The organism is Paenarthrobacter sp. CM16 (genome assembly GCF_013179505.1).
GTDB lineage: Bacteria > Actinomycetota > Actinomycetes > Actinomycetales > Micrococcaceae > Arthrobacter.
Map to the genome: position 1 here is coordinate 1 of NZ_JABMCX010000176.1, position 10,092 is coordinate 10,092.

Annotated in this window: 12 protein-coding genes and 1 pseudogene; 7 read left to right on the plus strand and 6 right to left on the minus strand. The window is 62.7% G+C overall.

The genetic code is table 11. The features are described 5' to 3' along the window. The 5 genes from HP499_RS15380 to HP499_RS15400 form a co-directional block, all read left to right on the plus strand. Window positions 1-685: aldehyde dehydrogenase family protein (locus HP499_RS15380; protein ID WP_172325098.1), on the plus strand; the 685-nt coding region annotated here is incomplete at its 5' end. Window positions 686-724: 39 nt separating this feature from the next. Continuing rightward, window positions 725-1,822, plus strand: a complete 1,098-nt coding sequence (gene hpaD, locus HP499_RS15385; RefSeq protein WP_172325100.1) for a 3,4-dihydroxyphenylacetate 2,3-dioxygenase — start codon at window positions 725-727, stop codon at window positions 1,820-1,822. A gap of 3 nt (window positions 1,823-1,825) precedes the next feature. Beyond that, on the plus strand, window positions 1,826-2,611 hold the full coding sequence (gene hpaH / locus HP499_RS15390; protein WP_172325102.1) for a 2-oxo-hept-4-ene-1,7-dioate hydratase: 786 nt from the start codon (window positions 1,826-1,828) through the stop codon (window positions 2,609-2,611). Further along, on the plus strand, window positions 2,596-3,399 hold the full coding sequence (locus HP499_RS15395; RefSeq protein WP_172325104.1) for an aldolase/citrate lyase family protein: 804 nt from the start codon (window positions 2,596-2,598) through the stop codon (window positions 3,397-3,399). Before hpaH ends, HP499_RS15395 begins: the two co-directional genes overlap by 16 nt. 65 nt (window positions 3,400-3,464) lie before the next feature. After that, the gene (locus HP499_RS15400) at window positions 3,465-3,902 is read left to right on the plus strand and encodes a hypothetical protein (protein ID WP_172325106.1); all 438 of its coding nucleotides are present in this window, start codon (window positions 3,465-3,467) and stop codon (window positions 3,900-3,902) included. 23 nt (window positions 3,903-3,925) lie between these two features. Here HP499_RS15400 and HP499_RS15405 read toward each other — a convergent pair. The 5 genes and pseudogenes from HP499_RS15405 to purB form a co-directional block, all read right to left on the minus strand. Beyond that, a pseudogene (locus tag HP499_RS15405) lies at window positions 3,926-4,257 on the minus strand (nuclear transport factor 2 family protein). Between the two features lie 146 nt (window positions 4,258-4,403). Beyond that, window positions 4,404-4,838 carry an acyl-CoA thioesterase gene (locus HP499_RS15410; protein WP_017198826.1) on the minus strand — a complete coding sequence of 145 codons (435 nt, stop codon included), beginning with the start codon at window positions 4,836-4,838 and terminating at the stop codon, window positions 4,404-4,406. 63 nt (window positions 4,839-4,901) lie between these two features. Next, window positions 4,902-5,405, minus strand: a complete 504-nt coding sequence (locus HP499_RS15415) for a GNAT family N-acetyltransferase (protein WP_172325108.1) — start codon at window positions 5,403-5,405, stop codon at window positions 4,902-4,904. A gap of 128 nt (window positions 5,406-5,533) precedes the next feature. Continuing rightward, the gene (locus HP499_RS15420; protein ID WP_172325110.1) at window positions 5,534-6,196 is read right to left on the minus strand and encodes a histidine phosphatase family protein; all 663 of its coding nucleotides are present in this window, start codon (window positions 6,194-6,196) and stop codon (window positions 5,534-5,536) included. Window positions 6,197-6,390: 194 nt separating this feature from the next. Beyond that, window positions 6,391-7,797, minus strand: coding sequence for an adenylosuccinate lyase (gene purB / locus HP499_RS15425; protein ID WP_172325112.1), 1,407 nt, complete (start codon window positions 7,795-7,797; stop codon window positions 6,391-6,393). Between the two features lie 166 nt (window positions 7,798-7,963). Here purB and HP499_RS15430 point away from each other — a divergent pair, with 166 nt between their 5' ends. Both HP499_RS15430 and HP499_RS15435 read left to right on the plus strand, forming a co-directional pair. After that, window positions 7,964-8,275 carry a hypothetical protein gene (locus tag HP499_RS15430; protein ID WP_172325115.1) on the plus strand — a complete coding sequence of 104 codons (312 nt, stop codon included), beginning with the start codon at window positions 7,964-7,966 and terminating at the stop codon, window positions 8,273-8,275. Further along, on the plus strand, window positions 8,275-9,627 hold the full coding sequence (locus HP499_RS15435) for a hypothetical protein (protein ID WP_253951619.1): 1,353 nt from the start codon (window positions 8,275-8,277) through the stop codon (window positions 9,625-9,627). The genes HP499_RS15430 and HP499_RS15435 overlap by 1 nt, the downstream gene beginning before the upstream one ends. Window positions 9,628-9,638: 11 nt before the next feature. Here HP499_RS15435 and HP499_RS15440 read toward each other — a convergent pair whose 3' ends face one another. After that, window positions 9,639-10,067 (minus strand): phage holin family protein, encoded by a 429-nt coding sequence (locus HP499_RS15440; RefSeq protein ID WP_026543035.1) that lies wholly within the window; start codon window positions 10,065-10,067, stop codon window positions 9,639-9,641. Between the last annotated feature and the right edge of the window lie 25 nt (window positions 10,068-10,092).

A 10,092-nucleotide genomic window follows, 5' to 3' on the forward strand; every position in this document is an offset into this window, starting at 1 on the left:
CGACGCCGATCTTGACGCCGCGATCGATTCGGCGCTGTTCGGGGTGTTCTCCCTCAACGGCGAACGCTGCACCGCCGGCTCCCGCATCCTGGTGGAACGGGCCATCTACGACGAATTCTGCGAAAAGTACGCCGCACGGGCCAAGAACATCGTGGTGGGTGACCCCCACGATCCCAAGACCCAGGTGGGTGCGCTGGTTCACCCGGAGCACTACAACAAGGTGGCCTCTTACGTGGAGATCGGCAAGTCCGAGGGCAGGCTCCTGGCGGGCGGCGGCCGACCCGACCACCTGCCCGAAGGCAACTACATCGCACCCACGGTGTTTGCCGACGTCGCGCCTGACGCGCGGATCTTCCAGGAGGAAATCTTCGGTCCTGTCGTGGCAATCACGCCCTTCGAGAACGACGACGAAGCCCTCGCCTTGGCCAATAACACCAAGTACGGCCTGGCGGCCTACATCTGGACACGGAACCTGACCCGGGCCCACAACTTCTCCCAGAACGTGGAGGCCGGAATGGTGTGGCTCAATAGCCACAACGTCCGCGATCTCCGTACCCCGTTCGGCGGCGTGAAAGCCTCCGGCCTGGGCCATGAGGGCGGTTACCGTTCCATCGATTTCTACACCGACCAGCAGGCCGTGCACATCACGCTGGGCTCTGTGCACACCCCCAAGTTCGGCGCCTGAACTCCATTCAACTGACCCTTTCAACGAAGAGAGAATCCCATGAGCAACCCCTTCACCGGCCCCATCCCCACTCCCACCGTCCCGGCACCGGACATTGTCCGCTGCGCCTACCTGGAACTGGTGGTCACGGACCTGGCCAAGTCCCGTGCTTTCTACGTGGACCTCCTGGGCCTGCACGTCACCGAAGAGGACGAGGACACCATTTACCTGCGCTCCTTCGAGGAGTTCATCCACCACAACCTGGTCCTTCGCAAGGGCCCGGTGGCCGCTGCCGCAGCATTCGCCTATCGCGTGAAGTCCTCGGCCGAAGTCGACGCCGCCGAGGCGTACTACCGCGAACTGGGCTGCCGCGTGGAACGCCGCAAGGAAGGCTTCACCAAGGGCGTAGGCGACTCCGTCCGTGTGGAGGATCCGCTGGGCTTCCCGTACGAGTTCTTCTACGACGTGGAGCACGTCGAACGCCTCACCCAGCGCTATGACCTCTACTCCGCCGGCGAACTGGTCCGGCTGGACCACTTCAACCAGGTCACCCCGGACGTCCCCCGCGGCCGCAAATACCTGGAGGACCTCGGCTTCCGCGTCTCCGAAGACATCAAGGACTCCGACGGCGTCACGTACGCCGCGTGGATGCACCGGAAACAGACTGTGCACGATACCGCTTTGACCGGCGGCAACGGCCCGCGCCTGCACCACATCGCGTTCTCCACGCACGAGAAGCACAACATCATCCAGATCTGCGACAAGATGGGCGCCCTGCGCATCTCCGACCGCATTGAACGCGGCCCCGGACGCCACGGCGTGTCCAACGCGTTCTACCTCTACATCCTGGACCCGGACGGCCACCGCGTGGAGATCTATACCCAGGACTACTACACCGGAGACCCGGACAACCCCACCGTCACCTGGGATGTCCACGACAACCAGCGCCGCGACTGGTGGGGCAACCCCGTGGTCCCGTCCTGGTACACCGAGGCCTCCCTGGTCCTGGACCTCGACGGCAACCCGCAGCCGATCATCGAGCGCGAGGACAAGTCCGAAATGGCTGTCACCGTGGGCGCCGACGGCTTCTCCTACACCCGCCCCTCCGGCGGCTCCGATGAAGCGGCCGAAGGCTTCAAACTCGGGGCGCAGGTCTAAGCCATGCTGGACGCGAAGACGATCGAAGCCATTGCCGACGAGCTCCTCGAAGCCGGGCGTTCCCGTACGCCGGTCCCACGCCTCACAGCCCGCTACCCAGACATGACGGTGGAGGATTCCTACGCCGTGCAGCAGCTGTGGATGCGGCGGAACGAGGAAGCCGGGCGCACGTTGGTGGGGCGGAAGATCGGCCTCACGTCCAAGGCCATGCAGGCCGCCACAGGCATCACCGAGCCGGACTATGGTGCCATTTTTGATGACATGGTCCTCGAAACCGGCTGCTCCGTCGAATGGGACAAGTACACGCACCCCCGGGTTGAAGTGGAGTTGGCCTTCGTGCTGAAGTCAGGCCTTAAGGGCCCTGGCTGCACCATTTTCGACGTCCTCAACGCCACCGACTACGTGGTTCCGGCCCTCGAAATCCTGGACTCCAGGATTGAAATGGAGGGCCGGACCATCGTGGACACCATCTCGGACAATGCCGCGATGGGCGCCATGGTGGTGGGCGGCCGCCCGGTGCGGCCGGACGCCGTCGACCTCCGTTGGGTCTCCGCCATCCTGTACAAAAACCAGACCGTGGAAGAGACCGGGGTGGCCGCCGGAGTGCTCGACCACCCAGCCAACGGGGTGCATTGGCTGGCCAACAAAATCGCCGCGCACGGGGACTCGATGAAAGCCGGAGATATCATCCTGGCGGGCTCGTTTACCCGCCCCCTCTGGGTGTACAAAGGTGATACCGTGCACGCGGACTACGGACCGTTGGGAGTTGTGACATGCCACTTCAGCTAGGCCCCACTTTCTATTCGGCCCTCACTGAGGCGGGCCGGCCGCTTGCCGGTATGTGGGTATGTTCCGGCAGCCCGCTGGTCGCAGAAATCTGCGCCGGCTCGGGCCTGGATTGGGTGCTGATCGACGCCGAACACAGTCCCAACGGGCTTGAATCCATCCTTGCCCAGCTTCATGCCGTGAGCGGCTACCCGGTGCAGGCCATGGTCCGGCCGCCAGTGAACGACACCGTGGTCATCAAGCAATACCTGGACCTTGGCGTGCAAAACCTGCTGATTCCCATGGTGAACTCGGCCTTCGAAGCGGCAGCTGCGGTTTCCGCAGTTCGTTATCCGCCGCACGGGGTCCGGGGTGTGGGTTCGGCGCTTGCCCGGGCATCACGCTGGAACCGGGTACCGGACTACCTGGCGTCCGCTTCGGAATCCATCAGCCTCACGGTGCAGATCGAATCCGAAGCTGCGGCATCAGCGGTGGAAGAGATCGTCGCCGTCGATGGCGTTGACGGCATCTTCCTCGGTCCTTCGGACCTCGCCGCCTCCATGGGCCTGCTGGGGCAGCAGGAAAATCCCTTGGTGAGGGCCGTCGTCGAACACTGCCTTGCAGCCGCCAAAGCGGCAGGTAAACCCGCGGGCGTGAACGCATTCAACGAGGCCACCGCCCGCGCCTACCTCGACGCCGGCGCCTCCTTCGTGCTGGTGGGCGCGGACGTTGCTGTCCTGGCCCGGGCCTCCGAGGGGTTCGCAGCAACGTTCATCCCGGTGTCCGAAACGGCTGAGCGCGAAAGCTACTGACGTGCCGTGGGTGGGTGAAGCGGTGGGCTAGGCTCGATGAAACGAGAGCCTGAGGGGGCAGTGCCATGAATCGCCGTGTTGTAGCCATATTTGCCGTTGTTGCTGCGTTGGGGTTGGCTGGTTGTTCCTCGCCGACCGGACCGGATGTCCTGGCAAGGGAAGCGACGGCGGAGGACGAACTTCCGGGGAACGTTAGCCTTACCGGCGTGGATCTTGAGGTGGAGCCCGGCTCGACCCGTCTGTTGGCCACCCACGGCGACGTGAAGTATTACGCGGCCAAGAGCAAGGCTGGCGGATCCGCTTGCTTGTATGCGGTGCCTGCAGGTCTCCCGGAGCGATGGAGGGCGGGCTGCGCAGCGGTCGCCACGGGTGAGGAGATCCTCACGCTGACGGTGTCTGACGAGACCCAAGCGAAGCTCATTAGTGACGGCGTGGACGCCGGCCAGCCGAAGTATCAGGGGTGGACCAAGATCCACCACAACGTGCTGATCCGCTCCCGCTGACCTCCCGGGGGTTCCGGCCTGCCTTATTTGCGCGCCATGTACCACTCGGTGAATTCGCGTGCCCGGCCGTCTTCGGCGAAACGGATGACCCACAGATTGTCGTAGGTGGGCTCGTCGTTCAGGTACGTGGTCAGCCCCTGGACGAACGCCGTGTCGCCGTCCTTGCCAAGGAGCGTCCACTCGAAGGTCCAATCTTCCGGTTTGTCGCCGGCATCGGCCCACGCTTTCACAATTTCCTGTGGCCGTTCCACGGTTTCGCTGTGTGGGGGCGGTCGTTGTAAACGGCGTCCTCGGTGAAGAGAGCCCGGATGTCTTCGGGATCGTTCGAGGTCCATGCACGTTCGTACTGATCCATCCAGGAGTTCACATCGCTCATCCTTCCGTTTTACCCTGCTGCTCGAACGGGTTCAACGGTGGGCCGGGCGGTTTACCCAACGTTCCCGCCGGGTTGGCGGGATGGTTACGCTGCCTGACTACTCGAAACGCACGACGCCGGGCGGCTCAGTCTTCGTCGAGCGTTTCAGTCAGGTGATGCGTGGGGATGCGGTCGCGGTCGTACGTGATTTCGGTGTACCCGTGTGGTTGCGGACGTCCGTCGGCACCGAGGTTGACGAAGACGATTTCCTCGATGGTCAGGATGGCCTCGCGGGTGATCATGTTGCGGACCTCGGCGCGCATGGTCAGGGACGTGCGGCCGAAGCGCTTCGCCGTCAGGCCCATTTCCACCAGGTCGCCCTGAACTGCTGAGCTGACAAAGTTGATCTCGGAGATGTACTTGGTCACGGCACGCCCGTTGCCCAATTGGAGGATGGCGTAGATCGCGGCCTCTTCGTCGATCCACTTCAGCAGGCTGCCACCGAAGAGTGTGCCGTTGGCGTTAAGGTCCTCGGGCCGGACCCATTTGCGGGTTCGGAAGGTGATGTCTGCTTTTTCCATAATCTGAGATTATCGAACTGGGGCGACCTCCGCTTGACGTTGCGTCGAAGCGATCGAGACGGCTTAGGCCATCGCCGTGTGCGAGGCACTGTGGGAATCGATCCTTTTGGAGTAGCAATACGATTCGTCCACGCCGATGTACGGCCCAAAGTTGGGGACCAAGGCAAATCCTGCGCTCTCGTAGAAGCTGCGGCCGTCCGACTGGGCTGAACCCGCTTCAGCCGCGATCACTGTGAAGCCATGGGAATGGGCCTGGGCTTCAAGGGCGGCCAGGATCGAGCTCGCCACTCCCGAACCACGGGCGTAGGGGACTACGTAGAGCCTTTTGATCTCCGCCGTCTTTTCATCGAGCATCCTCAGCCCGCCGCAGCCCAGTGGTTGTCCGGAGCATTTCTCATAGGCCACCACAAATACGGCGGTGTCCGACTCCGAGGGAGACGGTCCGGGCTCATGATCAGTGCTTCCGAACCGTGCATCCAGCTCAGCCTGCTGCGCGGCACGGAGGTCAGCGCCCACGGGGTTGGCCCACGTGACCTGCCGGATGTTGAGCCGTGGGTTGGTCTGCATCTTGCCTCATTTCGCCGGGTTTCGGGGAGGTGTCTATGCGTCTCAAGCCTACGGAACTGTGGTTACCGCGGTGTTTCCTGCGCGTAAGCGTCGGGAGAATTGCTGCTCCGCCCTGTGTCCTGCCGGGCTCAGGGTTGAAGTGCCTCGCCAGTGGGGTCCTCGGCGGTTGGATCTGCCAAGGCCAGGCCACCCACAGGAATCTGGTCCCAGTGCAGAACCTTCCAGCCACTCCGGGGGTCGCCTTCGAGAGCTACGATTCCGGTGTTGGGAAGTTGATGGGTTTCAGCGAACACCGTGTCGATGTCCGTTGCACGGCGTCCTGCCCAGCATCGGATGGCAGCACCATGGCTGACAATTGCAGCTGTCCCGTGCCCCGCGGCCGCGACCTTCTCAACGGAGGCATCGAACCGTGCGAAGAAATCGTGCCCGTCGAAAGCCCCCGGCATCCGGACGTCCAAATCCCCGTCCGCCCAGGCAAAGACGGTGCTCAAGTAGCGCAGGTGCGATTCATGGTCGGTCTTCTTCTCAAGGGCACCGGCCTCAATCTCGTGGACCCCATCCAGAATGGCAGGGTCCAAACCAGTGGCCTTAGCCAAGGGAGCGACCGTCCGCTGGGTGCGCAGCAGTGTGGAGGTGTACAGCGCTTCAATGGCCTCGTCAGCCAAAGCGTCCGGGAGGGCCGCTGCCTGGCGTTCACCGAGTTCGGTCAGCCCGGGGCCGGGGAAGGCCGTATCCAGTTGGCCCGCAACATTGCCGGGTGTTTGTCCGTGCCTGATCAACAGGAGCTTCATGGGTGCTCCGCTCCTTACATCGTTAGTGGTCCGGGTCCCCTGTACTGGGCTGGACTGGACTGCTGGGCTGCTGGGCTGCTGGGCGTTCGCGGCGCTGCCTTGCTGCCTTCGTGTCCGTGGTGTCCAATCCAGCTTAAACGCCGACGGCGGACCCGGGCACCCAGCCCCGGCCCGCCGTCGTCGAGCATTCGGTCCTACTGCAGGTGGTCCACCAACTTGTCGGCGATGCCCGTGTACTTGCCCGGAGTCAATGCGAGCAGGCGTGCCTCCGCGTCCGCGGAGAGGCCAAGGCCTTGGACGAATTCCTGCATGCGGGCACCATCCACGCGCTGGCCGCGAGTGAGGTCCTTCAGCCGTTCGTAGGGGTTTTCCATGCCTTCGACGCCGGCAATCGCCTCTGCGCGCATGACCATCTGGATGGCTTCACCCAAGACTTCCCAGTTGGTGTCGAGATCACCGGCGAGGACTTCCTCGGCGACGTCCAGTGCTTTGAGTCCCTTGGCGACGTTGGAGATAGCCAGCAGTGAGTGTCCGAAAGCGACACCGATATTGCGCTGTGACGAGGAGTCCGTGAGGTCGCGCTGCCAGCGGGAGGTAACCAGGGTGGCGCCGAGGGTGTCCAGGAGGCCGTTGGAGATCTCCAGGTTGGCTTCGGCGTTCTCGAAGCGGATGGGGTTGACCTTGTGCGGCATGGTGGAGGAGCCGGTAGCCCCGGCCACCGGAATCTGGCGGAAGTAGCCGATGGAGATGTAGCTCCAGATGTCCGTGCAGACGTTGTGCAGGATGCGGTTGAAGCGGGCGATGTCGGCGTAGAGCTCGGCCTGCCAATCGTGGCTTTCGATCTGCGTGGTGAGCGGGTTCCAGGTGAGGCCCAGGCTCTCCACGAACGTTTTGGCGACGGCTTCCCAGTCAGCGCTGGGGACGGACGCTACATGCGCGGCGTATGTGCCGGTGGCGCCGTTGATCTTGCCGAGGTACTCGGTCTTGGCGATGCGTGCCAGCTGGCGGTTCAGGCGGTGGGCGATCACCGCCAGTTCCTTGCCGAGCGTGGTGGGCGTGGCCGGCTGTCCATGCGTACGGGACAGCATGGGCACAGCGCGGTTCTCTTCCGCCATGGCTTCGATCTGCTTCACGAGGGCAGCGGCGTTCGGAAGCCACACGTTCTCCACGGCGCCCTTGATGCCTACGGCGTAGGAGAGGTTGTTAATATCCTCGGATGTGCAGCCAAAGTGCACCATGGCCGTCAGGTTCTCGATGCCAATTGCCGGAAGGCGACGGCCGATGTAGTACTCCACAGCCTTGACGTCGTGGACGGTGACAGCCTCGATCTCGGCAAGTTCATTGACCGATGCGGCGTTGAATTCGGTGACGATCGCTCGCAGCCGGGCGATCTGATCCTCGGACAGAGGGCCCGCGCCGGGCAAAACGGACTGGCTGGTCAGGTGGATGAGCCACTCGACTTCGACGTGAACGCGGTCGCGGTTAAGTGCAGCCTCGGACAAGTAGTCAACGAGGGGCGCGACGGCGGCACGGTAGCGGCCGTCAAGGGCGCCAAGGGCGAGGGGTTCGGAAGCGAGGGACACGCGAGGGGATTCAGCCATGGTGCCTATTCTTTCATGTTCCGCCATGGTGCCCGAGTCGGTGACAAGGCTATGTGGACGGCGTCCCGGGTTATCCACATACGCGACGCCGCTGCTTCCGTTGGGTTCTGCCGCTCCGTAGCGTCGATCGTACCGAACAGCAGAACAACCAACGGAGTATACGTACATGAGCGTCGGCTTGATGCCTGCAGCCAACCCGCCCACCTTCGACCCCCTGGAGTGTGCTTCCCGAAGCCATGAAGTCCAACGGCTCGCTTGGCGTATCAAGACGTGCGTGGACCAAGCAGACGCTGTTCTTGCCGCTTTGCGAAGAATCCAACTGAACGATTGGCAGTCTCCTGCGGGACGCGCCTACCGAACAACCATTGCATTGCATGCTTCGGCGCTGATGCGTGCCCGTGAGTCCATGGATGCCGCCGTTGCCTTGGTACTTCGCCATTCCCAGAACGTCTCAGTTTCCAGCGAGAGGGGACAGTAATGGCCGATTCAGCTCCAGTGGGAGCCGGAGGAGCGCCCCGGCCCTTGCCTCCGGCAGCGGACGGCTTCCTCACCATACGGGGTGGAGTGGGCGGGATGTCGTTCCAGCTGGAAGAACTCTTGCGGGGCGTAATTCAGCTGGATGAGGTGGTCCAGCAGCTTCGCGATATCGAGGACGAGGCTATTCGGGTTCAGGACTCTCTGGAAACGTTTCTGTACGACTCCTACGACACCGGTCCGGCTGCCATCGACGCTGTTGCCGAAAGCCGGAAGGACGTGGCAAGGGTTCGCCAGAACCTGGTGGAGATCAGCGCGAATGTGCGGGTCAGCCACCGTGACTACGAGCTAGTGGAGGCCTCAAATGGTTTCCGGCATGAGCTGAGCCTCCACGAGATGAGGTTTTCCGGGATCGGGTTGTTGCTCCCTGGCCGTGACATGACGCATAACATCGTCAGGGGAGTGCTGGTTCCTCCTTGGACGGAAACGAGGGATATCCTGCACGGAATTCTGGAGTCGCCGCTTTTGGGGGCACTTCAACCCCGACACGTCAGCATCGGGACGATGGAGCAGTCCGCGGAACAGATCGAGCCCTCTATGGCGGAGAGCCTCCGGCGCTTGGAGAGGCTGCATGCAAGGAACAGCGGAGAGATTGAGGTCATCCAGTTCGAACAGAACGGTTCTTCATCCTGGATGGTGCTGATACCCGGCACCCAGCCCTTCTCACCGAACACGAACCCACTCGATATCCCGGGAATCGGTGATGCTGTTGCCTACGACTCGGAGGAAGTAGTCGCCGCCGTTGGTCAGGCTCTTCGTGAGGCCGGCGCGGACGCCGGAGAGCAGGTAGTGGCGGTGGGGCACAGCCAAGGAGGCGTGCACGCCATGAACCTCAGCCGGAACCAGGCCTTTCTCAGTGAATTCGACCTCAAGTATGTGCTGACGGCCGGGGCTCCTGTAGGCGGAATTACCCCCGAACCTGGTATCAGTTCACTCCATTTGGAACATGTTCAGGACTGGGTCCCGGGAGCAGATGGCCGGGTGAACAGTGATACGAAAGACAGGGTGACGGTGTCGCTGACCAACGAGGTTAAGACACCAGCAGGACAAGATCCCGGCCTTGGTCCCGGACATGACCAGGAGAACTATGCAGCAGGAGCAGAGCTGGTTGCTGCAAGCCAGGACGAGTCACTGATGGCTTCAACTGCCGTCTTCGCGGGCATTGTGGGCACCGGTGGGGTAGCAAGAGTGAGCCGGATCAAACTGGAAAGGGCGCCGATGCCCGCTTCCCCGTGGGCATTGCAACCTGGTCAGCCCACCGTCCAGGACACCAAAGCGGGGTCTGGAACACGGTAGTTGCCGTGCTCCTAGCGCTTGCGGGTACCGGGGATCAGTCCTGCCACCATCGAGATGATGCTGATGATGAGGGAAGCCAGGATGGCAGTCCAGAAGAACGAATCGAGGGTGAGGTGTACCGGAGTGAATGAGCTCAGCCAGGCAGTGAGGTACAGCATGGCAGCATTGATCACGATAGTGAACAGGCCAAGCGTCAGGATGGTCACCGGCAGTGACAGAAGCCTGACCAGGGGGCGGACCACTGCATTCACCACGCCGAAGATCAGGCCGATGAACAGGTACGCCAGAATGATGCCGGCGGTATCGGCGCCTTGGGTCAGTCCTGCATTGGTGGCAGCCTTCTCGGTAGCGCTGGTAGTGATATCCATGCCTTGCAGCAGCCAAGTGGCTACCCACAGGGCAAGCCCGTTAATGAGGACGCGAATGATGAATGAACCCATGGGCCCATGCTTTCACATGCGCCTG

Coding starts and splice junctions, on each gene's coding strand:
- hpaH (WP_172325102.1), top strand. CDS start 1,826: ATGCTGGACGCGAAGACGATCGAAGCCATTGCCGACGAGCTCCTCGAA.
- HP499_RS15415 (WP_172325108.1), bottom strand. CDS start 5,405: ATGCAGACCAACCCACGGCTCAACATCCGGCAGGTCACGTGGGCCAAC.
- HP499_RS15410 (WP_017198826.1), bottom strand. CDS start 4,838: ATGGAAAAAGCAGACATCACCTTCCGAACCCGCAAATGGGTCCGGCCC.
- HP499_RS15395 (WP_172325104.1), top strand. CDS start 2,596: ATGCCACTTCAGCTAGGCCCCACTTTCTATTCGGCCCTCACTGAGGCG.
- purB (WP_172325112.1), bottom strand. CDS start 7,797: ATGGCTGAATCCCCTCGCGTGTCCCTCGCTTCCGAACCCCTCGCCCTT.
- HP499_RS15400 (WP_172325106.1), top strand. CDS start 3,465: ATGAATCGCCGTGTTGTAGCCATATTTGCCGTTGTTGCTGCGTTGGGG.
- HP499_RS15420 (WP_172325110.1), bottom strand. CDS start 6,196: ATGAAGCTCCTGTTGATCAGGCACGGACAAACACCCGGCAATGTTGCG.
- HP499_RS15430 (WP_172325115.1), top strand. CDS start 7,964: ATGAGCGTCGGCTTGATGCCTGCAGCCAACCCGCCCACCTTCGACCCC.
- HP499_RS15440 (WP_026543035.1), bottom strand. CDS start 10,067: ATGGGTTCATTCATCATTCGCGTCCTCATTAACGGGCTTGCCCTGTGG.
- HP499_RS15435 (WP_253951619.1), top strand. CDS start 8,275: ATGGCCGATTCAGCTCCAGTGGGAGCCGGAGGAGCGCCCCGGCCCTTG.
- hpaD (WP_172325100.1), top strand. CDS start 725: ATGAGCAACCCCTTCACCGGCCCCATCCCCACTCCCACCGTCCCGGCA.